The 26,027-nt window shown below is 54.7% G+C and carries 20 protein-coding genes; 1 reads left to right on the top strand and 19 read right to left on the bottom strand.

Annotated elements, in window-relative coordinates; all coding sequences use genetic code 11:
• Positions 1 to 22 precede the first annotated feature (22 nt).
• From bamA to FDK21_RS05105, 11 genes are all read right to left on the bottom strand, one after another.
• Complete coding sequence (bamA, locus tag FDK21_RS05155; RefSeq protein WP_138147700.1) at positions 23 to 2,332, bottom strand: outer membrane protein assembly factor BamA; 2,310 nt, start codon at positions 2,330 to 2,332, stop codon at positions 23 to 25.
• Between the two features lie 227 nt (positions 2,333 to 2,559).
• Entirely contained in the window at positions 2,560 to 3,705 is a 1,146-nt protein-coding gene (rseP, locus tag FDK21_RS05150) for an RIP metalloprotease RseP (RefSeq protein WP_114008855.1), read from the bottom strand.
• A gap of 126 nt (positions 3,706 to 3,831) precedes the next feature.
• A complete protein-coding gene (locus FDK21_RS05145) occupies positions 3,832 to 4,752 on the bottom strand; it encodes an alpha/beta hydrolase (protein ID WP_138147699.1) in 921 nt (306 codons plus the stop codon).
• Between the two features lie 54 nt (positions 4,753 to 4,806).
• Positions 4,807 to 6,042, bottom strand: a complete 1,236-nt coding sequence (locus FDK21_RS05140; RefSeq protein WP_138147955.1) for a 1-deoxy-D-xylulose-5-phosphate reductoisomerase — start codon at positions 6,040 to 6,042, stop codon at positions 4,807 to 4,809.
• A 47-nt stretch (positions 6,043 to 6,089) separates the two neighbouring features.
• Entirely contained in the window at positions 6,090 to 6,878 is a 789-nt protein-coding gene (locus FDK21_RS05135; protein WP_138147698.1) for a phosphatidate cytidylyltransferase, read from the bottom strand.
• Positions 6,879 to 7,028: 150 nt separating this feature from the next.
• Positions 7,029 to 7,820 carry an isoprenyl transferase gene (locus tag FDK21_RS05130; protein ID WP_138147697.1) on the bottom strand — a complete coding sequence of 264 codons (792 nt, stop codon included), beginning with the start codon at positions 7,818 to 7,820 and terminating at the stop codon, positions 7,029 to 7,031.
• Between the two features lie 243 nt (positions 7,821 to 8,063).
• Positions 8,064 to 8,624 carry a ribosome recycling factor gene (gene frr, locus FDK21_RS05125; RefSeq protein WP_114008861.1) on the bottom strand — a complete coding sequence of 187 codons (561 nt, stop codon included), beginning with the start codon at positions 8,622 to 8,624 and terminating at the stop codon, positions 8,064 to 8,066.
• A gap of 148 nt (positions 8,625 to 8,772) precedes the next feature.
• A complete protein-coding gene (gene pyrH, locus FDK21_RS05120) occupies positions 8,773 to 9,489 on the bottom strand; it encodes a UMP kinase (protein ID WP_114008862.1) in 717 nt (238 codons plus the stop codon).
• Positions 9,490 to 9,832: 343 nt separating this feature from the next.
• Positions 9,833 to 10,756, bottom strand: coding sequence for a translation elongation factor Ts (gene tsf, locus FDK21_RS05115; RefSeq protein ID WP_114009640.1), 924 nt, complete (start codon positions 10,754 to 10,756; stop codon positions 9,833 to 9,835).
• Positions 10,757 to 10,863: 107 nt separating this feature from the next.
• Positions 10,864 to 11,664 carry a 30S ribosomal protein S2 gene (gene rpsB / locus FDK21_RS05110; RefSeq protein ID WP_138147696.1) on the bottom strand — a complete coding sequence of 267 codons (801 nt, stop codon included), beginning with the start codon at positions 11,662 to 11,664 and terminating at the stop codon, positions 10,864 to 10,866.
• 201 nt (positions 11,665 to 11,865) lie between these two features.
• Complete coding sequence (locus tag FDK21_RS05105) at positions 11,866 to 12,732, bottom strand: AraC family transcriptional regulator (protein ID WP_246657486.1); 867 nt, start codon at positions 12,730 to 12,732, stop codon at positions 11,866 to 11,868.
• Positions 12,733 to 12,970: 238 nt separating this feature from the next.
• On the opposite strand from FDK21_RS05105, the gene FDK21_RS05100 reads away from it, so the two are divergent.
• Complete coding sequence (locus FDK21_RS05100) at positions 12,971 to 13,888, top strand: DMT family transporter (protein ID WP_138147694.1); 918 nt, start codon at positions 12,971 to 12,973, stop codon at positions 13,886 to 13,888.
• 24 nt (positions 13,889 to 13,912) lie between these two features.
• On the opposite strand, the gene dnaE is transcribed toward FDK21_RS05100, so the two are convergent.
• The 8 genes from dnaE to FDK21_RS05060 form a co-directional block, all read right to left on the bottom strand.
• Positions 13,913 to 17,359: a DNA polymerase III subunit alpha gene (gene dnaE / locus FDK21_RS05095; protein WP_138147693.1), complete on the bottom strand. Its 3,447-nt coding sequence runs from the start codon at positions 17,357 to 17,359 to the stop codon at positions 13,913 to 13,915.
• 775 nt (positions 17,360 to 18,134) lie between these two features.
• Positions 18,135 to 18,836 (bottom strand): ABC transporter ATP-binding protein, encoded by a 702-nt coding sequence (locus FDK21_RS05090; protein WP_138147954.1) that lies wholly within the window; start codon positions 18,834 to 18,836, stop codon positions 18,135 to 18,137.
• Positions 18,837 to 19,173: 337 nt separating this feature from the next.
• Complete coding sequence (locus FDK21_RS05085; RefSeq protein WP_138147692.1) at positions 19,174 to 20,442, bottom strand: lipoprotein-releasing ABC transporter permease subunit; 1,269 nt, start codon at positions 20,440 to 20,442, stop codon at positions 19,174 to 19,176.
• A gap of 161 nt (positions 20,443 to 20,603) precedes the next feature.
• Complete coding sequence (gene proS / locus FDK21_RS05080) at positions 20,604 to 21,932, bottom strand: proline--tRNA ligase (RefSeq protein WP_114008870.1); 1,329 nt, start codon at positions 21,930 to 21,932, stop codon at positions 20,604 to 20,606.
• 806 nt (positions 21,933 to 22,738) lie between these two features.
• The gene (locus FDK21_RS05075) at positions 22,739 to 23,014 is read right to left on the bottom strand and encodes a DUF1467 family protein (protein ID WP_114008872.1); all 276 of its coding nucleotides are present in this window, start codon (positions 23,012 to 23,014) and stop codon (positions 22,739 to 22,741) included.
• 25 nt (positions 23,015 to 23,039) lie between these two features.
• Positions 23,040 to 23,444: a methylmalonyl-CoA epimerase gene (gene mce, locus FDK21_RS05070; RefSeq protein WP_114008873.1), complete on the bottom strand. Its 405-nt coding sequence runs from the start codon at positions 23,442 to 23,444 to the stop codon at positions 23,040 to 23,042.
• 87 nt (positions 23,445 to 23,531) lie between these two features.
• Positions 23,532 to 25,196 (bottom strand): ribonuclease J, encoded by a 1,665-nt coding sequence (locus tag FDK21_RS05065; RefSeq protein WP_171021947.1) that lies wholly within the window; start codon positions 25,194 to 25,196, stop codon positions 23,532 to 23,534.
• A 29-nt stretch (positions 25,197 to 25,225) separates the two neighbouring features.
• Positions 25,226 to 25,990, bottom strand: coding sequence for a biotin--[acetyl-CoA-carboxylase] ligase (locus FDK21_RS05060; protein ID WP_138147690.1), 765 nt, complete (start codon positions 25,988 to 25,990; stop codon positions 25,226 to 25,228).
• Between the last annotated feature and the right edge of the window lie 37 nt (positions 25,991 to 26,027).

Raw genomic sequence — 26,027 nt, 5'->3', positions numbered from 1 at the left:
TTTTTAATCTATTGTCCATGCATCAGAAATTGGATGCAGCGCCGAAGCGGATGGACTGGGTGTCATCATAGCTTTCTTTCGAAAGCGCATAGGCATAGTCAAGACGCAACATGCCAAACGGGCTCGCCCAGATCAGACCGGCACCAATAGAGGACCGGATGCCGCCATTGTCATTGTAGGTGCCGCTTGCAGCATCACTACCAAACAGTGTGCCAGCGTCAGCAAAAACCGAACCGCTGATACCAACTGTTTCTAGGCCACGGATCGGGAACTGGAGTTCAGCCGTTGCGTTGATATAGGTCTTGCCACCAATCGCATCACCGGATGTTTTATCCCGTGGGCCATAACCGTTAGGCGCAAAGCCGCGGATGGTTTCCCCACCCTGGTTAAAGGCATCAAGCAAACGCACATCGTCGTTGCCGTAACCTTCAATGTGACCGGCACCAACACGAACCATGCCGACGAGGCCCCAAGCAGGATACAATTCGCGATAATAGCGCGCATCAATGGTCGAGCGAACGAACTTCACGTCACCGCCAATACCGGCAAATTCCTGATTGAAGCGTGCAAACACACCTTCATTCGGCTTCTGCATATTGTCGAGCGTGTTGTAGATCAGACGATACCCAACAGCAGACTTGATGGTCGCTCCTTCAGCCTGTGACTGAAGAATGGCAAGCGAAGTACCGGTATAATCGGACAGTTTCTTTCTCTCAAACGTATAGTATGGGTTGAAAGTCAGATCACTGGTGATCGGCAGGCCAAACCGAATGGTTCCGCCGGTCCGCTCATAGTCATATTCGCGGGTCGCATTGTCTTCATAAGATTCCCGGAAGACATCGAAACCGGCGGCCATGCGGCGACCAAGGAAATATGGCTCCGTGAAGGAGAAGGAGTAATTCCGTTTACTGGTACCGAAACCTGTGGCTGCACGCAAAAACTGCCCGCGCCCCATGAAGTTTTTCTCGGTGATCGAGATATCCGCGATCAGCCCGTCCGTAGTAGAATAACCACCACCAATAGCAACGGCGCCCGTACCCTTCTCGACAACCTCGACATTCAGCACCACGCGATCAGACGAGCTGCCTGGGGCCGTACCGATTTCGACCTTTTCGAAGAAACCAAGTGCATTCAGGCGGCGTTTCGCACGATCCAGCAGAACACGGTTGAAGGCATCACCCTCAGCCATGTCAAACTCGCGACGAATGACATAATCACGCGTCCGGGTGTTGCCACGAATATTGATGCGCTCGATGTAAGCACGCGCGCCTTCATCAACCTGATAAACCAGATTGATGGTTTTGTTCTCGTAGTCGCGGTCGGCACGAGGACTTACCCGTGCAAAAGCGTAACCAGACTTGGAAATCTCGATGGTCATGTCTTCGAGCGTATCGGAGACAGCATCCTGACGATACACATCACCAGTTTCAGTCTTCAGCTGGGAGCGCAAGGCTTCGGCATCGACATCTGGCACGGCGCTATCGATTTCGACTTCGCCAATTTTATACTGCTCACCTTCATCAACCGTAATCGAAACGAAAAAGACATTCCGTTCACGATCAAGGTCGGCAATGGAAGAAACAACACGGAAATCAGCGTAACCATGATTGAGATAGAAATTGCGCAGAAGTTCTTCGTCAGCCGCCAGACGCTCAGCGTCATAGACATCATTCTTGGTGAACCAGCTCAACCAGCCGGTTTCCTTGGTTTTAATCACCCGTTGCAGACGGCTATCGCTGAATGCCTTGTTGCCAAGAATACTGACGCGGGACACCGCAGTCTTGTCGCCTTCATCAATTTCGAACACCAGATCCGAGCGATTGCGTCCCAGATCGATGACCTTTGGCTCAACCTTCGCGCCAAACCGACCGGACCGGCGATAGGCTTCGAGAATACGCTGCGCATCGGTGCGAATTTTGGTTTCGCTCAGTATGCCGCGGCTTTTCGAGGTAACGATCTGTTCGAGATTCTTGTCTTCGATGCGTTTATTGCCTTCAAAGGCAATGCGGTTGATCACCGCATTCTCGACAACGTCAACAATGAGGCTCGAACCACTACGGCGAATTTTGACATCCTGGAACAGGCCGGTCTGGTACAGCGCCTTCAGCGACTCATCCACCGCAAAAGCGGTGGCTCGCTGACCTGGCTTGACCTGAATGTAGGACCGGATCGTATCGTCGGAAACGCGGGCATTGCCGCGAACGTCAACACGGGAAACAGTCTGCGCAAATGCAGGGCTAATACTAAAAAGATCGACGGGACCAAGCGGAACGCCCACACTCATTACTGTTGCTAGAGCCGCTCCCCAAGCGATGGTCTTTAATTTTTTCATCAGCCCAAACACTCTTATATCTGCTTCATCAATTCGTTTTGGACACAAATGTGCCCACGAAATGGAATCTTTATGTTCATTAGGGTTTTACCCTGAATCTCACAAGGATCAACCCCCCAAGTTGCCCAATTGGGCTTATGACCACAGTCCGTTGCCGTTAAGCCACATCTTTCTTGTTGAATCCGCACAAACTTTCCATATGCGCAGACCCAACCAAAAAGAATCCCTTAGCGCAAAAATATCTGCGTTATGTCATTGAAAGTTGCAAAAAACATCAATGACAACACCATTGCCAATCCAATCTTGAAGCCAAACTCCTGACTCTTGGCAGACAGCGGTTTACCGCGAACAGCTTCAATTGCGTAAAAGGCCAAATGTCCGCCATCAAGCATCGGAACCGGGAACAAATTGATAAGCCCGATGCTGACTGACAGCATACCGGCCAGATTGACCAGCGCCACAAGACCCAAAGTCGCCACCTGCCCGGACACCTGAGCCACGCGGATCGGACCACCCAATTGATCGGCATCTTCCTTGCCAACAAAGATGCGTCCGATATAACCCAGCGTGCGCTCGATGATGAAATAGGTTTCTTCCACCCCACCCCACAAAGCTTCTCCCGGACCATATTTTTTCAGCTTCACGTCTTCTGGGCGAGACTGGTGACGAATCCCCAGCACGCCGATTTTTTGCTTATTGCCAAACTGATCGGTCACCTCGGTCCGCCGTGGTGTCGTCATCAGGGTAATCAGCTCACCATCACGATCGACAACGATCTTCAGGGTATCTTCTGAGCTCAAAGCCACAACCCGCTGAACATCAACGAAGGCCTCGATCTCGGTTCCATCAATGGACACCATGATGTCACCGGGCTTGAAACCGGCTTCCTCAGCGGCACTTTGCTCCACCACACTATCGACACGCGGCACCATCAGCGGCTTGCCATAGGCAAACAGAAGGGTCGCAAAAATGACGATTGAAAGAAGGAAGTTGGCGAATGGACCAGCCGCGACGATTGCCGCTCGTGCCCAGAGGGGCTGAGCATGCAGCGATCCATCTCGCGAATCTTTGCCCATAGCATCAAGCGCTTCCTGATCGGGAACACTTGCGGCATTTTCATCGCCTTCGAATTTCACATAACCGCCCAAGGGGATAAGGCTGAATTTCCAACGTGTTCCATGCTTGTCATAAAAGCCGAACAACTCGCGCCCAAACCCGATCGAGAAGGCCTTGATCGTGACACCGCACCAGCGTCCGACCATGAAGTGACCCAACTCGTGGAAGAAGACAACGATTGTAAGAACAAACAAGGCGGGAATTGCGTAGCCCAGCAGGCCGGAACCGGCTGAAAACACGCTCTGAAGAAATTCCATTCATATCTCCAATATCTCTGAGGCGAGACAATAATCCTCAGACTCTAAAGAAGGCTTAAATAGGGTGAAATTGCGCAGAGATCAACAGACGAGCCTTACGACTTCCGGCCTCAATTCACCACAACCTCAATCTTTGCCCTGAGGCGCCCCGAGAAGAGCAGAAAAGTCAATAAAATCAGCAGCCCGTTTCAGTGATTGATAACTCGCTTCAAAGTGAGCACTGAAATGGATGAAACCATGGATAACAGACGGCACCGGATCATAACAATGCGGCACCCCCGCTTCGACCATGCGCCCCGCAAGCCAACGCGTATCGTCAGCCAAACAATCGCACTCCGCCTCACACAAATAGGCTGGCGGCAATCCGGCCATATCGGCCTTGCTCAATTCCCCATAACGTGGGTCAACAGGCCCTGAGAGATAATCATCCCACATTTGCTTCATGCCTGCGGTCGCGAGCCCATTGCTACCATCACCATAAGCCAGATGGGAGGATGTATCGAAGGCGTAACGATAGCAGCCATACCAAAGAAGCAAACCGGAAATCGGCCAATCCTTGCCTTCGTCTCGCGCCCTCAGCGCAAGAGCAAGTGCCAGATTGGCACCCGCACTGTCCCCAGCCAGCACCAACTTGGCAGAGGTCGCATCCGCAATCGCAGCAAGTTGCCCGAACAATGCGTCCATTGCTGCTGGATAAGGGGCTTCAGGGGCCAGAGGATAGGTCAATCCATAAACCGTTCGACGGCTCAGCGCCGCGAGATCGGTCAGGATACTGCCATGGGTCACCAGATCGCATTTGCACCAGCCGCCCCCATGAATATAAACAATGACCGCATCCGAACGAATATCTGACAGATTGGAACGATAGATCCGGCCAAAGGCGCCATCCTCAGTCGTCACCGCATCATGATGTCGCCCCAGCAGGTCTTGACGAATCTCGCTGGAACGCCGCCGCGTCTCCTCAAGGCTGACCGGTTGATCAGCCGGGGGACGAAAGGAAAATCGCGCATCGACTTCCATCAGCTTTTTATCCGGAGTTCCCACCATGGCGCACCTCTGCTTGTCAGCCTGAGTTGAAAAGGATCGCAGTTAGCCTGCATTTTATACCAAGTTTGCCCGCACTTCGTCAGCCACGCACCTTGCCGCAGCGTCCGTGGCCAGCACCGCATCCACCGACCCGACTGGCCCCACCTCACCCAGCTGAACAAAGCGGTCCATCACCGCCTCGACCATGCGAGCAATGCCCCCAAACGGCAATTGATGATCCAGAAAGGCAGCAACTGCGACTTCATTGGCCGCGTTCATGATGTTGGGCAAATTGCCGCCAACCCGGAGCGACTCGAGTGCCAGCCCAAGACAAGGGAAACGCGCCATATCGGGCGCTTCAAACGTCAACTGGGCGATCTCGACAAGCGAAATCCGCCGCGTATTGGCAGCGGCCCGTTGCGGCCAAGCCAGACAATGGGCGACAGGAATGCGCATATCGGCGGCCCCCAGATGGGCCAACATGGAGCCGTCACTATAGGTGACCAGACCATGAATGATCGATTGCGGATGGACGATGACTTTCAGTTTTTCGAGTGGCATATCATAGAGATGATGCGCTTCGATCACTTCCAGCCCCTTGTTCATCAACGAGGCGGAATCGATCGTCACCTTCGCGCCCATCGACCAGTTGGGATGGTTCAGCGCCTGCTCGGGCGTTGCCTTCTCTATGTCGCCTTGCGCCCAGGTACGGAACGGCCCGCCGGACGCGGTGATCGTCACATCCTCGATTTCGTCGCGGTTGGCATCGTCGAAAATCTGGAAGATCGCACTATGTTCGGAATCAACCGGCAAGATGGGTTTACCCAAACGCCGCGCCGCATCCATAACCAGATCACCAGCACAGACAAGCGCCTCCTTGTTGGCCAGAGCCACCTGATTGCCCGCTTCGAGCGCCGCCATAGTCGGGCGAATTCCTGCCGCGCCGACAATCGCCCCGACAACCATATCCGCGGGCCAGGCAGCAGCTTCGGCCAACCCGGCCTCCCCGGCCCCGACAGCAATGCCCGTGCCAGACAATGCGTCTTTGAGCGCATCAAGGCACTGTTCATCTGCCACAGCCGCAAAGCCTGCCTTGGTCTCAATCGCAATCTGCGCCAGCTTTTCGACATTGCCGTTGGCGGTCACAGCACCGACGCGATACCGATCAGGGGAAGAAGAAATGATATCAAGCGAGGAGTCGCCAACCGATCCGGTCGCCCCCAACACTGAAATGACCTTCGGACCATGCTCCGTGGCCGAAGATCCAGCCGATTGAAGCGGATCAGCCCCAGAATCAGTCGCCTGATCCATCATTGATTCCTCCTACTTGTAATCATACACCCGTGGCAGAGTGCGCTTTACCAGACCAGAAAGCCGGTCGCCACAGAACCAATATCGGCAAAAATCAAACCGATCAGCGCGGCACAGACAACCGCCACCAGCAGTCCGTCCACCCGGTCCATCACGCCCCCATGACCGGGAATGAGATTGCTCGAATCCTTGACATTGAACAGCCGCTTCATGTGCGATTCTCCCAAATCCCCCACTTGCGAGACCACAGACAGACCTGCCAACAAAAGGGTCAGTTTGACGGTCGGGTCGATCTTGAGCAGAAACGCCACGAACAGCGCAAAAGCGGTGCCACCAACCAGCCCGCCAAGGGAGCCGGACCAAGTTTTTTTGGGCGAGACCCGCGGCCACAATTTCGGCCCGCCAAGGGACTTGCCGACAAAATAGGCCACCACATCCGTGCCCCAGACCACCGCAAACAAAATCAGAATGGCAGCAAAACCATGGGCACTATCGGCCCTCAGCGACAGAATCGAAAAACCGAATGCCGCCGCATAGATCACGCCCGAGGCGCACCACCGAGCGTAGGGATAGGAGCAGCGCGCAAACGCCAAAAACGCAGCACCAATCAGCGGAATGATCAAGGCCGCCTGCCAATAGCCAAACCAGAGACAAAGCAACGACGCCAAAATCGCCCCATAGCCGACATTGGCCGGCACACCGAAGGGCTGCTCACCAACAATGGTAACCCATTCCTTGTAGATCAGGAGGGTGACAACACCGAAAAAGAGCGCGAAGGCCACTCCACCCCACCAGGTCACAGAGAAGGCGGCGACGGCCAGCACAACACCAGACATGGCACGCACTGCCAAATCCGACCAATTCGCTTTGGGTTTCGGTTTCGGCTGGTCCTCGAAAGGCGAATTTGTCTCTTTATTCAGCGCCTTGTCTCCCGTATTGAATGCGGCTGCATCACTGGTCCGCGTGTCTGCAAGGCACTGCAAGCCTCACGATCCGGTTGCCACCACCTGAGCATCATCCGTCAAATCGTCCACCGCCAGACCACCAAAGCGGCGATTGCGGCGGCCATATTCTTCCAACGCCAGTTCAAGTTGACGACGGTCAAAATCAGGCCAGAAGCAATCCACGAAAATGAACTCGGAATAGGCAGCCTGCCAAAGCAGAAAATTGCTCAACCGTTGCTCACCACTTGTCCGCAGGATCACATCTGGATCCGGGATTTCGGCAGAATAGAGCGAAGCGGAAATCATCCCCTCGTTGATGGCATCTGGTGCAAGCCGTCCCGCCTGCACCTCGCGTGCGAGCGCCTGAAACGTCTCGACCAATTCCTGCCGTGCGCCGTAATTAAACGCAATGACAAGGGTCAAACCTGTATTTTTGCAGGTCTTGCTTTCCGCCTTTTCCAGCAATGCAACGATATCCGGCGCCAGTCCATTCCGGCCGCCAATCACCGTGACCCGCACATTCTGCTTGTCGAGGGTCGACAGATCCTTGCGGATGAAAAGCTTCAGCAACCCCATCAGATCGCGCACTTCGCTTTCCGGGCGTGCCCAGTTTTCCGAGCTAAAGCTGAACAAAGTTAGATATTGAATGCCAAGGTCGGCCGCATTGGCGACGATCTCGCGCACGGCGACCACCCCTTGCCGATGCCCTTGCGTGCGCGACAAGTTGCGCGACTTGGCCCACCGTCCGTTGCCATCCATGATGACTGCCAAGTGTCTGGGAACGACCATGGTCCTTGTCTGCGGCGTTTCCGCGATGCCTGTATGGCCACCCATCGACACTCATTCCTCCAACTGGACCGCAGCCCAGCCGGGCCATGACAGTCTGTTGTTTCATTTGGCAGCGCAGCATGCCGGTCGGCACAGCCACGCAACGGAAAAGCCCAAACAGGGTCCAAGGCTCCTTCACCGGAAGATAACCCACCGCACCTGCTCTGGGACCTCGAATTGATAAACGTGAGCGCCCCGAAAAGGGCGCTCACAATCGCTGCAATCCACCAGACGATCTCAGGTCAAATCCTAGACCTGCATGATCTCGGCTTCTTTGCCTTCGAGCATCGTATCGATGTCGGCGACATATTTGTTGGTCAAGTCCTGAATTTCGTCGGAATAGATACGCACTTCGTCTTCGCTCATGCCGTCTTTTTCGGCTTTCTTGCACATATCCATGCCATCGCGGCGCACGTGACGCACGGCAACCTTGGCATTCTCGGAATAGGAATGGGCAATCTTGACCATTTCCTGACGGCGCTCTTCGTTGAGTTCGGGAATGGGCAAACGAAGGAGCTGACCGTCCGTTACCGGGTTGATACCCAGATTGGATTCACGGATGGCCTTCTCGACCGCATTCACCATGCTCTTGTCCCAAACCTGAATCGACAGCATCCGAGGCTCAGGAACAGAAACCGTACCAACCTGGTTGAGTGGCATGGTCTGTCCATAGGCTTCCACCACGATCGGCTCAAGAAGGTTGACGGAAGCACGCCCGGTCCGCAAACCGGAGAGTTCCGTTTTCAGCACAGACACAGCACCCTTCATGCGACGTTCGAGATCGTCAAGATCCAGTTCTTCGGCAGACATTGTAAAGCCTCTTTATCGTTTCACGTGTTTCTCATTCATACCCGCCAAACGGCGTTTGAACAGTCATGATAGCAGCGGTCTCTCGTCCCCTGCCAGCCACGCCTCCTCCGCGCCTGACGGCCACATACCCACAAAAGCGGGAGCCGTTCTAATCCGAAACCACCGTCGCCCGGCCCGCGCCTTTGAGAATCGCAAGCAGACCGTCGGGTTCATGGATCGAAAATACAATTATCGGGATATTCCCGTCCTGAGCAAGGGCAATTGCTGCCGCATCCATAACCTTAAGGCCCTGTTTGAGCACTTCGGCGTGGGTAATTGTCTCATATCGCTCCGCATCCGGGTTGGTTTTGGGGTCTGCCGAATAAATCCCGTCGACCTGCGTGCCCTTCAACAAGGCATCACAGCCCATTTCTGCGGCGCGCAAAGCAGCGCCAGAATCAGTGGTGAAGAAGGGATTGCCAGTGCCCCCGGCGAACAGGACGACCTTGCCTTCTGCCAGATACCGTTTGGCGCGACGCTGGGTAAAACTCTCGCAGATCTTCGGCATATCAACCGCAGACAAGACCACAGCAGGCACATCGGAAGCATTCAGTGCATTGGCCATGGCGAGCGCATTCATCACGGTTGCCAGCATGCCCATATGGTCTCCGACCACCCGATCGCCCCCTTCAGCGGCTACCGAAACACCACGGAAGATGTTGCCACCGCCGATCACGACGCAGATTTCCGCTCCCATCGCGCGCGCTCTTTTGATGTCACCAGCCACCCGGTCAACCACACTGGTATCAATCCCGAAAGCCTGATCACCCATCAGCGCCTCACCGGACACCTTGAGCAGGATGCGTTTATATTTCAAATCTGTCATTGTCTACGACCCCATCGTCACGCATCAGCCAAAACCGATCTTGCGTGCTTGCGCTCATCCTGTCCGGCGGCAAGCCTGACAGCCAGATATCCGACCACCAGCCCGGCAACGATCACCTACAGGCAAATTTGGTAAAACTTGTGGCAGGACAGCCATGTCCGGCGAAGATATCGCATCCGCTCGCAGCAGGAACGAACGCAAAGAAAAGAGCTTCCACGACGCGCGCGCAAGCCGTCTCCACAAGCCGCCTCTGCATACACGAAGGGCGCTGGTTCGTCATCCCCAGCGCCCTTTGTTTTTCAAAGATTCACACCCCTGTCATGCAAACAGGGTGGAGCAGACCTTAAGCCTGGCCAGTTGCAGCAGCAACTTCAGCAGCAAAGTCTTCTTCTTTTTTCTCGATGCCTTCACCAAGAGCGAAGCGAACAAAACCAATCAGCTTGATTGGGGCGCCAACATCGCCTTCGGCATTTTTGATAGCCTGCTCAACGGTGTTTTCACCGTCAATCACGAAGGTCTGCTTCAACAGCACAACTTCTTCGAAGAATTTGCGCATGCGGCCTTCGACCATCTTCTCGATGATGTTTTCTGGCTTACCGGATTCGCGAGCCTGTTCGGAGAACACAGCTTTTTCGCGCTCGACAGCGGCAGGATCAACTTCTTCGGTGGTTGCAGCCAATGGGTTGGTTGCAGCAACATGCATGGCAATCTGTTTGCCAAGGGCGTCGAGCTTGGCAGCGTCGCCTTCGGATTCCAGAGCAACCAGAACGCCCAAACGGCCAAGGCCTGCGGCAGTTGCATTGTGCATGTAGGAAGAAACAACACCTTTTTCGACAGACAGAACAGCGCCGCGACGCAGGTTCATGTTTTCGCCGATGGTAGCAACTGCGTTGGTGATGGTTTCTTCAACCGTTTTGCCATCGCCAAAGTCAGCAGCCAGAATGTCTTCGTTCTTGCCGCCAGCAGTGATCGTAACGTCAGCGACTTTACGAACCAGAGACTGGAACTGCTCGTTACGGGAAACGAAGTCGGTTTCAGCATTGACTTCAACCAGTGCAGCTTTGTTGCCTGCTTCGGCAATACCGACCAGGCCTTCAGCGGCAACACGACCGGATTTCTTAGCAGCCTTGGACAAACCTTTGGTGCGGAGCCAATCGATAGAGGCTTCCATGTCACCATCATTTTCGGCCAGTGCTTTTTTGCAGTCCATCATGCCCGCGCCAGAAACTTCGCGGAGCTCTTTCACCATTGATGCTGTAATCGCCATTGCAGCCTCACGTCCTTTATAAAACAAGCCAATGGTCGCACAGACCAGTCCGCGCGACCCAATTGAATGAAGGCCGGGAAAATCCCGGCCCAATGTCTTTTCTCGCCTTAAGCTTCAGCAGGAGCAGCGGCTTCTTCGCCTTCAGCTGCTTCTGTTTCGACCAGAGCGGGCTCAAGCAGCCCTTCTTCAGCTTCACCAAGATCCAGACCAGCGTCGCCAGCAGAACGGGAAATACCGTCAATTGCAGCGCCCACGATCAGATCGCAGTAAAGGGAGATCGCACGAGCCGCGTCATCGTTGCCCGGTACCGGGAAGTCGATGCCGTCTGGGTCGCAGTTGGTATCAACAATCGCAGCCACTGGAATGCCCAGACGACGTGCTTCGTTGATTGCGATGGTTTCTTTGTTGGTGTCGATCACGAAGATCAGATCAGGCACACCGCCCATATCCTTGATACCACCAAGAGCGCGTTCCAGCTTGTCACGCTCGCGGGTCAGGGTCAGGCGCTCTTTCTTGGAGTAACCTTTGCCTTCAGCATCCAGAACTTCGTCAAGCTTGCGCAGACGCTGGATCGATTGGGTGATGGTTTTCCAGTTGGTCAGCATGCCGCCGAGCCAGCGAGAGTTGACATAATACTGCGCGCAAGATTTTGCAGCTTCAGCAACAGGCAGAGAAGCCTGACGCTTGGTGCCAACGATCAGAACGCGACCGCCACGAGCAACGGTATCGGAAACAGCCTTCAGAGCGTCGTTCATCAGAGGAACGGTCTGAGACAGATCGATAACGTGGATGTTGTTGCGAGCGCCGAAAATGAATTTGCCCATTTTCGGGTTCCAGCGGTGGGTCTGGTGACCAAAATGCACGCCTGCTTCAAGCAGGGAGCGCATGGAAACTTCAGGAAGTGCCATGGTAATATTTCCTTTTACCGGTTTAACCTCTGCGGGAGGTGGCCTAAAGCGGCACCGGATGGACAAAGGCTCATTTCTCCGAGCCAATACCCGCTCCCGCATGTGGATTCGAGGGGGCTTATAGGCGGTCTATCTCAGGAATGCAAGGCGCAAAGTCCCGTTTGGCGGATTCCTGCGGGATTTTCCCCTTTTCTCCGATTTTTACTCGCTCGCAGCCCGGCGAAAGGCTGCTGGCGTCATCCCGGTCCCGGCCTTGAACTGACGGGTAAAGTGGCTCTGACTGCTAAATCCACAATCCAGCGCCACCTGAGACAAGGCATCCCCCGCAAGGATTCGCGCCCGTGCCCGTTCAACGCGCCGTGCAGTGATCAATCCCTGAGGTGTCACGCCACAGCTTTCCTTGAAAGACCGCTGAAAGTGAAACTCACTCAGGTCCGCAATGTCGGCAAGGTCTTTCAGACGGATTACTTCATCCAGATGACATTCGATATAATCAACCACCCGCTTGCGCGTACGCGTCGACAAACCACCCTTCACCCGATCAAGGCGAACGGCCGATATTGAATCATTTGAAATGATATGATGAACAACATCCATCATGACCATATCCGCCCGCAAGGGGTCACTTTCCTGCAAGGCAGCATGAAGCGCCATGAAAGAAGATTTCAACCCACCCGCAGGCTGGTAGGTCACATCAGCCAGCGAAAAACTAAGGCTGTCACGCTCGGTCCATTCGCTAAACATCCGCCGCATTTCGGTATCGGGCAAATAGAGATGGACCATCTCGAGCGGTCGCGTAATCCGCCATTCCGAACTCTGCCCATGAGGAAAAATGCACATAGCACCCGGCCATCCCTCAACGGGCCTCTCATCAACACGCCAGACCCCTTCGCCGCCGCGCACATAAAAGCTGAAAGTATGACCGCTCAACTGATCATATCGCATATAATCATCACTGTTCGTCCAGATCGCACAAGACCTCCCAAACCCCAGATCAAGGCTGGCGGTATGGCTCGCGCTTGGCGAAGCATAGAGATAGCTGTAAACGGAATGGGACGGCGACTTCATTTGGTCTTTCTGCATAAGGCGGGAGATCAAAAGATGCTTTCTAACAGGTGAAACGCTCTGCGAACAGAGGCCCGATCTGCCTCCCACGAGACAGGCTTCACTATACCGCCTCGGACCGCACCAAGAAAAGCCCAACGACAGCTTCCAGACACCTGCATGATCATTTCACCGCAAGATCGTGCAAAACAAGCGGGAAAAACTGTCTTATCAAAAGCCTCCAAATTTCAAGGAGAGCATCATGATTGCCATCAGTTTCATTGCCACCGTTCTGATCTGGGGCACCACCTGGATCGCCATTGCCTTGCAGGTCGGCCCCGTGCCGGTGCTGGTTTCGGTTTTTTACCGCTTCGCGTTGGCTGGCATCCTGTTTTTGCTGTTCCTTGCCGCTTCGGGTCGCCTGCGCGTCCCAAACAGGGCAGAACAACCATGGCTGATTGCGCAGGCCTTCTGCCTGTTCAGTCTCAACTTCATCTGCTTTTATTCCGCAGCAAGTCACATCCCGTCAGGCCTAATCTCGATCATCTTTTCATTGGCAACGATTTTTAACGCACTCAATGCCCGACTATTCTTTGGCGATCGGATTTCCGGCCAAACCCTGCTGGCCAGTATCTTGGGCATTGCTGGCCTCGCCTTGCTGTTCGGCCCCGATATCCTGAGCGCAGAATCGGAAAGCACCCTTCAGGGCGTCGGACTGGCCATGCTGGGCACCCTGTTCTTCTCCCTTGGCAACATGGTCTCGCGCCGCAATTCGGCCGCGGGCCTGACGCCAGTCACCGCCAATGCATGGGCCATGGGCTATGGCGCTCTGATCATGCTTGCGCTGATCGGCCTGTCCGGTACACCGGTCATTCTGCCAACCAGCACCACCTATCTCGGCGCCCTCATCTATCTTGCCACCATCGGCTCGATCATTGGCTTCACCACCTATCTCTATCTGGTGGCCAAAATCGGCTCTGCCAAAGCGGCCTATGCGACGGTCTTGTTCCCGATCATCGCACTGGCACTCTCGACCCTTTATGAAGGCTATCACTGGCAATGGACCGGCATCGTCGGTCTCGTTTTGGCGCTCAGCGGCAATCTGGTCATGTTTGCCCGCTGGCCGAACGCCCGGCCATCCAAAGAGGCACAAAGCAGCCAACCGTCCGCAGCAGAATAAAGCATCTACAGGATCAAGTTGGGGTCAGAAGACCCCGACCTGCACATCGACAACCCCCTTGATCGCCTTCAGCGACCGACCCACTTCCGGTGAGACATAATAGGTGCCATTGATCCGCATCTCGACTTCGCAATCCCCATCATCCAGCATGACAATGACCGACACTTCCCCATCCCCCCGGTCATCCAGCTGAGCCCTGAGCGAATGCAGTGGCGTGTCATCTCGGACAAACACCTGCATCGTCTTGCGCACATTATCGCTTTGCAGCGGCCGCACATTGTTGATCCGCACCGACACCCCTTCAGGGCGCTCGTCGGCCCCCACTTCAAGGATCACCGTCTTACCCGGCTCCAGCTTGTCGCGGAAACGGTGCAAGGCTTCAGAAAACAACACAGCTTCATACTGTCCGGTCGGATCAGAAACATTGATAATGCCCATCCGGTTGCCGGTCTTGGTTTTGCGCTCCTGCCGTCCGGTGATCGTGCCAGCCAGCCGGCCCGCCGTTGCGCCCTGCTTGACCGCCACCTCAAAGGGCTGCCAGAGCTGAATGCGCATCTTCTCCAGCTGCGGAATATATTCATCGAGCGGATGAGCTGAGAGATAAAAGCCAATCGCCTGATATTCCCGCTGCAATTTCTCTTCGCTGGTCCAAGGCCGCATATCCGGCAACGGCAGAGGGGCCGCTTCCTCAGCACCGAACAATCCGCCCTGCCCCGAAGAGCTGTCACGGGCATGGCTTGCCGCCTCGCCCATAATCACATCAATCGAGGCCACCACCTGTGCCCGGTTCGGATTGAGCACATCAAAGGTGCCAGCAGCTGCCAAATTTTCGATCGTTCGCTTGTTCAGCACCTTAGGGCTGATCCGCTTGGCAAAATCAGCCAAATCCTTAAACGGCTTGTCACCCCGGACTTCCATAATATGTTCGGCGGCAGGCTGCCCTACCCCCTTGATCGCCGCCATCGAATAGATGATCGCGCCGTCTTTCACGACGAAATGCACTCCGGATTCGTTAATCGACGGAGGACGCACTTCAATACCAAGGCGCAAAGCATCGCGGCGGAATTCGGACAATTTGTCCGTATTGTTCATATCGAGCGTCATGATCGCGGCCAGGAATTCGACCGGATAATTGGCTTTCATATAAGCCGTCTGATAGGCAACCAAAGCGTAAGCCGCTGCGTGAGACTTGTTGAAGCCATAGTCGGCAAACTTCGCCACGAGATCATAAATCTCGGAGGCCTGCTCCCGGCTCACTCCGCGCTCTTCTGCACCATCACAGAAGCGGACCCTCTGCTTCTCCATCTCCTCACGGATCTTCTTACCCATCGCACGGCGCAGCATATCAGCTTCACCAAGGGAATAGCCCGACAGGATCTGGGCGATCTGCATCACCTGTTCCTGATAAATGATGATGCCGTAGGTTTCTTGCAGCACGGGCTGGAGCAGCTCATGCAAATAGTCCGGCTTTTCCTCTCCCCGCTTTCGGGCGCAATAGATCGGGATGTTGGCCATCGGCCCCGGACGATAGAGCGCCACAATAGCGATGATATCTTCAAATTGGTCAGGCTGCATATCGAGCAAGGCTTTGCGCATGCCCATCGATTCCAGCTGGAACACGCCAACCGTTTCGCCCTTGGCCAAGATCTCATAAGAGGGTTTGTCGTCAATCGGAATTTCAGCCAGATTGATCTCGATGCCCCGTTGCGCCACAAATCGCACCGCATATTCCAGCACGGTCAGCGTTTTGAGGCCCAAAAAGTCAAACTTGACGAGACCGGCCTGCTCGACCCACTTCATATTATATTGGGTGACCGGCATGTCCGAGCGCGGGTCTCGATACATCGGCACCAGCTTATCGAGTGAGCGGTCGCCAATCACGATACCGGCGGCGTGGGTTGAAGCGTGACGATAAAGCCCTTCGAGCTTGAGCGACATATTGATCAGACGATCAACAATCTCCTCATCCCGCCGCGCTTCATTCAGCCGTGGCTCCTGCTCCAAAGCCTCAGGCAAAGACACAGACACCGCGCCCTTCATCGGCACCATCTTGCAGAGCTTATCGACCTGCCCGAACGGCATCTGCAACACGCGCCCCACGTCGCGCAGCACAGCGCGCGCCTGCAGGGTACCATAGGTGATGATCTGCCCCACATTGTCGCGCCCATATTTGCGCTGGACATAGCGGATCACCTCTTCGCGCCGGTCCTGACAGAAGTCGATATCAAAGTCGGGCATCGAGACGCGTTCTGGGTTAAGGAAGCGTTCGAACAGCAAGGCAAAGCGCAAGGGGTCAAGGTCGGTGATCGTCAGAACCCAGGCAACCAGCGAGCCAGCCCCAGACCCACGGCCCGGTCCGACCGGAATGCCATGTTCCTTGGACCATTTGATAAAGTCCGAAACGATTAGAAAGTAGCCGGGGAATTTCATCGACTCGATAATGCCGAGCTCGAATTCAAGCCGATCCCAATAATCCTTCTCCTCCTTATCAGGAGCCAGACCATGCACGGCAAGGCGACGCTTCAGGCCCTCTTCGGCCTGCCGCCGCAACTCGGATGCCTCGTGTCTTTCCGCCTCTTCCGGGTCCGCATCCGCACCAGCGAACCGGGGCAAAATAGGGTTGATCGTGCGGGCCCGCGTGACACAGCGACGGGCAATCTCGATCGTGTTCTCAAGAGCCTCCGGCAGGTCGGCAAACAACTCTGCCATTTCATCCTGACTCTTGAAATAATGCTCCGCCGTCAATTGTCGTCGGTCTTCCTGAACCAACACCTTGCCCTGAGAAATGGCAATCAGAGCATCATGCGCTTCGAAATCCTCACGCTCGGCGAAATAGACATCGTTGGCCGCAACCAACGGCAAATTCATCTCATAAGCCAGATCTATAATTTGAGGCTCGACGATGGCTTCATGGGCAAAGCCATGGCGCAAAATCTCGACATAAAGCCGATCATCAAATATGTCGCGAAGCTTGCCGAGGCGCTCTCGCCCCAACTCCGTATGGTGATTGAACAGAACCCGGTCAATCGGTCCATTGCCACCACCCGTCAGGCAGATCACCCCTTCACCAAACTCCGCCACGTCGCTCAATAGCACGTGAGGCTCCTGATCATCATGGGGCACCAGAAACGACCGCGAGACCAGACGCACCAAATTGGCCAGCCCTTGATCCGTCGCACCGATCAGCACCAAAGTCGGAAAGTCGGTATGGCCAACGCCTTTGACATCCCCATCGGTGAAATCGACTTCGATCTGACAGCCAATGATCGGCTGCAGGCCATCACCAACGGCTTTTTGAGAAAATTCCAGCGCTCCGAACAGATTGCGCGTATCGGTCATGGCGACCGCAGGCATCTGGAGGCTTTTGGTCTTCTTGATCAGCTTGGCGACCGGCAATGCGCCTTCCAGCAAGGAGTAAGCGGTATGCACATGCAGATGGACAAATTTCAGATCTTCGGAGACCGCATTCATTGCTCACACCTCATGACCGGTCACCCAGTCAACAGACGGGTGCGCAGAACCAATAGACGCATCTCACAACAAACACAGAGCGCCACGACAGGCGATCCAGAATAAAAGTCAACCAACGAGTCGAAAAGGGAGACTTGGACTTTATCCCGTCTTATCCCGATGCCAGAACACAATTGCAGCTGAACCACGCAACGTCCGGGCACTTAGTCTCCTTTAAAAGAACTGGCAACAGCCTTCACTCTGCACAAGGATTTCCACAGACACAACAGGCCTGCACCAAACGACAATCAAACCAGAATTGTCGTCCAAACACTCAACATGGACATAAACGTGATCAAAGAGCCAAGAGCGAGAACATCACGGATAATCATAACACAGTCTCCAAATTGTTCCTCAATTGGGCTCATTATGTATTTGTTTTGTTCTTTTATCAAGAAAATTTCACTTTCAAGAAATTCAAATTATTATCTATAGATATCATATATTTAGTCAAATTTGTTCTACTTTTATTCACATCCTATGTAATTTTTTTGAAAGGCCCCGGATCATGTTTTGCGGAAATGTGGAGCCGGGTTTGTGAATTTGTGCATAAAGACATTTTGCCCACAGCCTGTCCCAACACTATCCACAACCCCCACAAGGAAAGTCTCGCATTCTGCTGACTTGTCCCCATCTGTCCACCAGTCGTGCACAGGCGAGCTGCCGGACAAGATGCCCCGCAACGAAAAGTGGAAGTAAAAGAAATGACAACCCGTTGCCCGTGACAGGGACCGGCTCAAAGCTCGACGATTTTTCCGTCGACAATCGTGATCTGACGATCCATCCGTTCAGCAAGAAACAGGTTATGGGTCGCGACCAACGCAGCAATCCCCGACTGCTTAACCAGAGAGTTCAACGCCTTGAAGACATATTCTGACGTGTTGGGATCGAGGTTACCTGTCGGTTCATCCGCCAAAAGGACCCGTGGCGCATTGGCCATGGCGCGGGCAATGGCAACACGCTGCTGCTCACCGCCAGACAACTCGGCCGGACGATGCTGGGCCCGATGATCGACCTTCATATAGGAGAGCAACTCCAGCGCCTTTGCCTTGGCTTCTGACGGCTTTTCACCACGAATAAGCTGCGGCAAAGTCACATTCTCAAGCGCTGAAAACTCTGCCAGCAAATGATGGAACTGATAGACAAACCCGATTTCATTGCGGCGCATCAGGGTCCGTGCCCGATCAACCGCCTGACCTTGTGGTTCTCCGGCGATAAAAACTTCCCCCGATGTAGGCCGCTCAAGCAGACCCGCTATATGCAACAGGGTCGATTTCCCTGCCCCGGAGGGTGCCACAAGCGCGACCATTTCACCGGCACGCACCTGTAGATCCGCTCCATCCAACACCACCAGATGTTTGTCGGCCTGCTCATAGGAGCGATGCACATCAACCAGCGCCAGCAGAATGTCGGGGTCAACAGGTTGGGTGTCAAGCATATCTGGCTCATACTGGAGGTCATAAGGGTTCGGAGCAAGCTCTGCTGGCTGCTGTTGCTGATCGTCGGCTGTTGCGACAGAGGGCATCACGGGCAAGCCCGACGGATAGGGCGTTTCGGCGGGTGCCTGCTTCGCTGCCTGTTCGTCCACATGATCGCTGGGGCTCATCTCTTCACGCGGTGTCAAGGCAGGCTCGGTTGGCGCCGGAGATGGATCTGCGGGAACGGACGCAGTTTGTCCGGATGGCCCAGACGGCATAACAGGCTGACCGCCACGCTCCTGCTCCTTCTTGCGGCGTTCTTCTTCCTCGGACAGGACAGGCCAGAAAAAGCTCTTTCTATTCATAGCGCAGCGCCTCCACCGGATCGAGCGTCGAAGCACGCCATGCAGGATAAAGGGTTGCAAGGAAGGACAGTACCAACGCAATGAGAACGACGGACACAGTCTCGGTCACATCCATATCCGCTGGCAATTTCGACAGAAAATAGAGCTCGGGCGAGAAAAGCTCGGTCCGCGTGATCCAGGAGACGAACTGCCGGATGCTTTCGATGTTGAGACAGACAAGCAGCCCCAGAATAAAGCCGGCAACCGTCCCGACAAAGCCAATAGCAGCCCCGGTCATCATGAAAATCCGCATGATTGAGGCGCGCGTTGCCCCCATGGTGCGCAAAATCGCGATGTCGCTGCCCTTGTCCTTCACCAGCATGATAAGACCGGAAATGATATTCAGCGCAGCCACCAGAATGATCAGCGTCAGAATGATGAACATCAGATTGCGCTCGACTTCCAAAGCCGAAAAGAAGGTGACATTGCGGAAACGCCAATCGGTGATGTAAATCTGCCGGTCGACGGCTTCCTCAACCATGGGCCGCATCTGACCAACAGCATCCGGATCATCGACATAGACCTCGATGGCCGAGACTTTTTGATCCTGATTGAAATAGGCTTGAGCTGCAGCAAGCGGCATGAAAATGAAGCTGCTATCATACTCACTCATACCGATTTCGAACACAGCCTTGACCTTGTAGGACTTGATCCGTGGCGCGACCCCCATCGGCGTCACAGCGCCTTTGGGTGAAATCAGTGTCACACTATCCCCAAGCACCACCCCCAGCAAGCGGGCAATTCGAGACCCAAGTGCGATGCCTTCGCCATCATCAAAGCCCTCAAAGCTGCCTTGCAAGACGTTGCTGGACACCAGCTTCAGCTTGGAAACACTTTCCCCGCTCATCCCGCGCACCAGTGCCCCAACGGCCCCACCCGGACCGGAAGCCAGAATCTGACCTTCGACGAACGGCACGACATAGCGCACGCCATCGACCCCTTCGACCCGCTTGGCGATGGTGTCATAGTCGGTCAGCGGACTGTCTTGCGGCTGGATGACCAGATGGCCATTAATCCCGAGGATCTTGTCGAGCAACTCCGTCCGAAAGCCATTCATCACCGCCATCACGATGATCAGCGTCGCAACGCCAAGCATGATGCCGCAGAAGGATAGCCATGAAATGATGGAGATGAAGGTTTCTCGCCTGCGGGATCGCAGATATCGGAACGCCATCATCCATTCAAATGAGGCGAATGGCGCTTTGGTCTCGGACGCAGACATTCAATTCTCCAGACGGAGCCGCCCACGCTCAGGTGCGTTGGGCAGCCCAACAAGCAGACATGTCGAATCAAGCAAATCGATTCCTGATGACATCAGTGTACAGGAAGAGACCAAAGCACCGACAGATGGTGTTTTGGTCATTCCCATAATCCGATGAGGGATCAGGAGGCCCGCTCCGCAATGATGCGCTCAACAACAGCATCAACAGAAACCATTTCCCGCTCGCCAGTAGCGCGGTCCTTGACTTCCACTTCATTCGACTTCAGGCCACGCGGACCGACAATCACCTGGGTCGGCAGACCGATCAGATCCATCGTGGCAAATTTCGCACCAGCCTGACCAGTGCGGTCATCATAGAGAACATCGATTCCGGCATTTCCAAGGCGCTCATAGAGCTGCTCACAAACAGCATCCGTATCTTCGTTGCCAGCCTTCATATTAATCAGGCCAATATCGAATGGAGCAACCGACTTGGGCCAAATGATGCCATTCTCGTCATGGCTGGCCTCGATGATGCCGCCCAACAGACGGGAAACACCAACGCCGTAGGAGCCCATATGAACCGGATATTCCTTGCCATCGGCCGCCATGACCTTGGCATTCATCGCATCGGAATATTTGGTGCCGAAATAGAAGATGTGACCGACCTCGATGCCGCGCGCCGCAATGCGGTCAGCTTCAGGCACCGCGTTGAAGGCGGCTTCATCATGCATTTCCTCGGTCGCGGCATATTCGCTGGTCCAGTCGGCAACGATACCGGACAGATCGGCATCAAAGTCGAGGTCATCGCCGGGCACTGCCTTGGTCAGATAATCGCGATGACAGAAAACCTCGCTCTCGCCAGTATCCGCCAGAATGATGAACTCATGGCTCAGATCGCCGCCGATCGGACCTGTATCGGCTTTCATCGGGATGGCCGTCATGCCAAGACGCTTGAAGGTACGCAGGTAAGCCACGAACATCCGGTGATAGGCCTCACGCGCCCGCTCCTCATCGGTGTCGAAGCTATAGGCATCTTTCATCAGGAACTCGCGCCCGCGCATCACACCGAAGCGTGGGCGGATCTCGTCGCGGAATTTCCACTGGATGTGATACAGGTTGAGCGGCAGATCCTTGTAGGACTTCACATAGGAGCGGAAAATGTCGGTGATCATTTCCTCGTTGGTCGGGCCGAACAGCATGTCGCGTTCATGCCGGTCAACGATGCGCAGCATTTCCTTGCCATAATCGTCATAGCGCCCGCTTTCCTTCCACAGCTCGGCTGGCTGCATGGTCGGCATCAGCAATTCGATCGCACCAGAGCGATCCTGTTCCTCACGCACGATCTGTTCCACCTTGCGCAGCACACGCAAGCCCAGTGGCAACCAGCTGTAGATCCCGGCCTGTTGCTGGCGAATCATCCCTGCCCGCAACATGTAGCGGTGTGAGACGATTTCGGCTTCTTTTGGGGTCTCTTTCAGGATTGGAAGAAAATAGCGGGAAAGACGCATGATGCTGGGCTCATTCTTTTGAAAAAGGGACGAACATGGTGGGCGCAAGTCGCATCAACCAAAGACGCGGATGATCTGCGCAGCTTAATCTGTTTCAGCCGTTTTTACAGACGACTCGTGGCGGTTCGACAGCAAACTGCATGAACAGCCATTCGGTCCCTGCTTTTTGCACAGAATTAGCGGCCACATCAAGGAAATCCCTTACTTCACGCACGCAAAATAGCCTCAGTCGCATCGAAAAACCGCTGCATCTGCTGATCGTAAACCACAGTGATTCACGAAATTGCGAAAAACTACGCAAGAGTCAAAAAAGAGTGATGACAAAAGGCTCTGTAGGGACTAGTCTGCCTTTCATAAATATAAGAGATATGCTCACCACAGTTATCTCATCTCGCGCGGAAAATGTCTTGGGAGGATAAATGATCTCTGGCGCGCTCTAGGGCTGCTGCCGCTCTCAACTAGCAACCAAAAAGCAAGTCGAGCAAAGAGATCACGTCGCGATACTTACAGAAGCAAGGCCTTTGGCCTTGCTTTTTTTATGCGCGCGTTTCTGAAGTCCGCAACCAGCAAAACCCTGATAGAGCGGTTTTTATCCAGACCAGCTTTTCCTCCAGCCTGTCCTCATCGGTCCGACCAATATAGACCGACATTAACAAATATATGACACTCGGCACTGTTTTCAGGTGAGCGGACCTAGGCCACGGGCCAACTGGCCACGCGGTTAAGGAAAAGCGCACCCAAAAAGAAGAGGGCTCGCTGTCTGAAGACAACGAGCCCTCTTCACTGGAACTGAACCTAGCCTCTGCCTAGCGTAAGCTATCTGGCATTGGCAGGAATGTCAGGTCATCAAGACCCAAGCCCTGAACCTCAACGGCCCAGTAGAACAATCCGAACAGTAGACAGGCCACAATCGTGGTGACCATAACCTTGCGCCACATCATGGCTCTGGCAGGAGCGCTGGCTGTCGTGCCAAGCCGTCTCTCGCTCAATTCCGCCTGAGTCCTTACCCCGAAGGGTAATACGAGAAACAATGTAACCCACCAGATGATGAAGTAGATTGCAAGGCCACTGATCAAACTCATTCAGTCGGTCCCGTTCCTGAAAGGATTAAACCTGCTCCAGCTCGGTCAGGGTACCGCAGAAGTCTTTTGGATGCAGGAAGATTACTGGCTTGCCGTGTGCGCCGATTTTTGGCTCACCGTCGCCGATAACGCGAGCGCCGTCAGCTTTCAGTTTGTCACGAGCAGCGATGATATCGTCTACTTCGTAGCATACATGATGGATGCCGCCCATAGGGTTTTTCTCAAGGAATTTCAGGATTGGGCTATTTTCACCAAGTGGCTCGAGCAGCTCAACTTTGGTGTTAGGCAGTTCAACGAAAACAACGCGCACGCCGTGGGTTGGTTCGTCCTGAGCAGGAGAAACTTTGGCACCCAGGGTGTTGGCATAGGTAGCAACAGCAGCGTCCATATCTGGAACAGCGATAGCAACGTGATTAAGACGACCAATCATTTCCTTCTATCCTTTCTATCGATTGCCCTGCGGTGAAGGAGTTCCTTCAAAGGGAGGCCAGCAGAGCCTAAAGAAAATGTACACACGTCATACCAAGTTGATCATCACCGCAACAGTTGGCTTTTTAGCCCAGTGTTGATGAACTTCAGAACGGACAGAACGTCGCACCGCTTCACGTAACACCTCGATATCTTTACGTTTTTTGGCCGGCATACCTTTAATGGCACCATAGATGCCAGCTTCAACAATTTCGATAAAAAGACGATTCTTTTTGTTGCGGTCGGGGATACCTGCCAAAGCCATTTGTGGACGACCCAGAATCTCTCCCTTTGTGCTGACCGTCAGCGCCACAGCAATGTGGCCGACAAAGGAGAGCTTGCGTCGCTCCTGAATGCCCATTTCCTCAAAAGTACCGACCAGCGATCCGTCCTTGTAGAGCCGACCGCCCAAATACTCGTCCCAACTCTTGACCATTCCGCCAGCCAGACGGGCCATCCAGCCATTGCGCACATGCAGCACTTCCTTGACGCCCATAGCGCGCGCCAAACCGGCATGGGCTTTCAGATGCATCTCTTCCCCATGCACGGGCACGGCGATTGATGGCTGCGTCCATTCATACATCTTGCGCAAGTCATCCCGCTTCGGATGGCCTGAGACATGCACCCGCGCATCGCGCTCCGTGATGATGGTCACGTCCTGCCGCGCCAGATTGTTGATCACTTCATTGATCTCGCGCTCATTGCCCGGAATGGCCTTTGACGACATGATCACCTGATCGCCCTTTGAGAACTGCACCGATGGATGCTCACCACCGGCAATCCGGGCCAGAGCCGCGCGTTTTTCCCCTTGCGATCCGGTCAGAATGGCGACCACCTTGTCGCGCGGCAGATAACCATAATCCTGCTCGGACAGGAATTCGGGCACATCCTCAAGATAGCCCTGCTCCTGCGCCACCTCGATGAAACGCCACAGGGCCCGTCCAACCACGACACATTGCCGGTCATTGGCCCGTGCCGCCCGCGCGATGGCCTGCACCCGCGAGACGTTGGAGGCAAAGGTCGTCACCGCGACTCGGTGTTTGGCCTGGCCGATCAAATGGGTCAGTTCTTCTTCAACATCCTGCTCGGAAATCGACGAGCCTTCGCTCAGCGCATTGGTCGAATCGCAAATCAGTGCCAGCACGCCCTCCTTGCCAAGTTCGATGAAGCGGGCAATGTCGGTGCTCTTGCCGACGCCGGGTCGGTCATCAAGCTTCCAGTCACCACTATGCAGAACCAAGCCATGCTCGGTGCGAATGGCCAGCGCATTGGCTTCGGGGATCGAATGCGAAACGGGAATAAACTCCACATTGAACGCGCCGATCTGCACCCGTGCCCCCTGCTCCACGCGTATGACCGGAATATCGGGCGCATCATGTTCATGCTCCCCCTTGGCTTCCACCAGATCCGCCAGAAAGCCCGTTGCATAGACCGGCACATCCAGCCGTTCCCAAAGGGAAAACAACGCGCCAAAATGATCCTCATGACCATGGGTGATCACCAGTCCGTCGATCCGGTCCCGCTCTTGCTCGAGAAACCGCATGTCGGCAAAAATCAGATCAGCACCGGGATGAGCCTCATGGGCGAAGGCCACACCGAAATCGACGATCAGCCATCTCTTGTCTCCCTCTGGCCCGACGCCATAAAGCGCCATATTCATACCGATTTCGCCAACGCCGCCCAGCGGCATGAAGACCAGTTCCGACTTACTCATCAATCTCTCTCAATCCCTTTCGAACGATCTTATCGAATGGCACCCGGCCAATACACGTCGCCCGCATAAATGATCCGCTGTGTGCCGTCCGGCAGGCGCATGATCAGGGCGCCCTGTTCATCGAGTTGTTCAAATGTGCCATGCACATCTTCATCGGGCAGGCGCGCCACCACCGGCTGGCCAACGCCGCGGGCGCGTAGCAGCCAGTCATCGCGAATCTCTGCCATGCCATCCCCACCATCCCACACCGAAAGCCGCTCATCCAGATGATGGGCGAGACGTTCAAACACCTGCTCCGGAGCAATATCATAGCCATATTGCAGCAAATCCGCAGCAGCCAACCCTTCGGTTGTTTCGGGATGATTGCGGCAGTTGATGCCAATGCCAATCACCACCGCCTGAGCGCCATTCAGCAAGGTGGTGGTTTCCAGCAAAATACCACAGATCTTCTGATCGCCCCAAAGCACATCATTGGGCCATTTGATCGTCAGCTCGGCCCTCTGAACCGGCGATAGCATGCCACTGATCGCGCGATGCACAGCGGTCGCCGCCACCAAAGGCAATTGCCCGATGGCCTTCATCGGGGCAGGATCAATCAGCAGAAGGCTGGCAGACAGGTTGCCCTGCTCCGAACTCCAATGCCGCCCGCGCCGTCCGCGTCCCGCAGTCTGCTCACCAGCCGTTACCCACAAATTGCCTGCCCTGCCATCTCTGGCCGCGTCAAGGGCATAGCGGTTGGTTGAGTCGATGCTTTTGAATGACAGATGACGATAGGCAGCAGGAATGTTGGACACGAGGGAAACTCACTCATCGATGCGCTGATGTCAGGTT

Origin of the sequence: Cohaesibacter sp. CAU 1516, from assembly GCF_005771485.1 — a bacterium.
Lineage (GTDB): Bacteria > Pseudomonadota > Alphaproteobacteria > Rhizobiales > Cohaesibacteraceae > Cohaesibacter > Cohaesibacter intestini.
This window is presented reverse-complemented; position numbering and strand designations above follow the sequence as displayed.

Bases quoted from the DNA above. Each gene is read 5' to 3' on its own strand.
- bamA (WP_138147700.1), bottom strand. From the start codon at position 2,332: ATGAAAAAATTAAAGACCATCGCTTGGGGAGCGGCTCTAGCAACAGTA.
- rseP (WP_114008855.1), bottom strand. From the start codon at position 3,705: ATGGAATTTCTTCAGAGCGTGTTTTCAGCCGGTTCCGGCCTGCTGGGC.
- FDK21_RS05145 (WP_138147699.1), bottom strand. From the start codon at position 4,752: ATGGTGGGAACTCCGGATAAAAAGCTGATGGAAGTCGATGCGCGATTT.
- FDK21_RS05140 (WP_138147955.1), bottom strand. From the start codon at position 6,042: ATGGATCAGGCGACTGATTCTGGGGCTGATCCGCTTCAATCGGCTGGA.
- FDK21_RS05135 (WP_138147698.1), bottom strand. From the start codon at position 6,878: ATGTCTGGTGTTGTGCTGGCCGTCGCCGCCTTCTCTGTGACCTGGTGG.
- FDK21_RS05130 (WP_138147697.1), bottom strand. From the start codon at position 7,820: ATGGGTGGCCATACAGGCATCGCGGAAACGCCGCAGACAAGGACCATG.
- frr (WP_114008861.1), bottom strand. From the start codon at position 8,624: ATGTCTGCCGAAGAACTGGATCTTGACGATCTCGAACGTCGCATGAAG.
- pyrH (WP_114008862.1), bottom strand. From the start codon at position 9,489: ATGACAGATTTGAAATATAAACGCATCCTGCTCAAGGTGTCCGGTGAG.
- tsf (WP_114009640.1), bottom strand. From the start codon at position 10,756: ATGGCGATTACAGCATCAATGGTGAAAGAGCTCCGCGAAGTTTCTGGC.
- rpsB (WP_138147696.1), bottom strand. From the start codon at position 11,664: ATGGCACTTCCTGAAGTTTCCATGCGCTCCCTGCTTGAAGCAGGCGTG.
- FDK21_RS05105 (WP_246657486.1), bottom strand. From the start codon at position 12,732: ATGAAGTCGCCGTCCCATTCCGTTTACAGCTATCTCTATGCTTCGCCA.
- FDK21_RS05100 (WP_138147694.1), top strand. From the start codon at position 12,971: ATGATTGCCATCAGTTTCATTGCCACCGTTCTGATCTGGGGCACCACC.
- dnaE (WP_138147693.1), bottom strand. From the start codon at position 17,359: ATGAATGCGGTCTCCGAAGATCTGAAATTTGTCCATCTGCATGTGCAT.
- FDK21_RS05090 (WP_138147954.1), bottom strand. From the start codon at position 18,836: ATGCTTGACACCCAACCTGTTGACCCCGACATTCTGCTGGCGCTGGTT.
- FDK21_RS05085 (WP_138147692.1), bottom strand. From the start codon at position 20,442: ATGTCTGCGTCCGAGACCAAAGCGCCATTCGCCTCATTTGAATGGATG.
- proS (WP_114008870.1), bottom strand. From the start codon at position 21,932: ATGCGTCTTTCCCGCTATTTTCTTCCAATCCTGAAAGAGACCCCAAAA.
- FDK21_RS05075 (WP_114008872.1), bottom strand. From the start codon at position 23,014: ATGAGTTTGATCAGTGGCCTTGCAATCTACTTCATCATCTGGTGGGTT.
- mce (WP_114008873.1), bottom strand. From the start codon at position 23,444: ATGATTGGTCGTCTTAATCACGTTGCTATCGCTGTTCCAGATATGGAC.
- FDK21_RS05065 (WP_171021947.1), bottom strand. From the start codon at position 25,196: ATGAGTAAGTCGGAACTGGTCTTCATGCCGCTGGGCGGCGTTGGCGAA.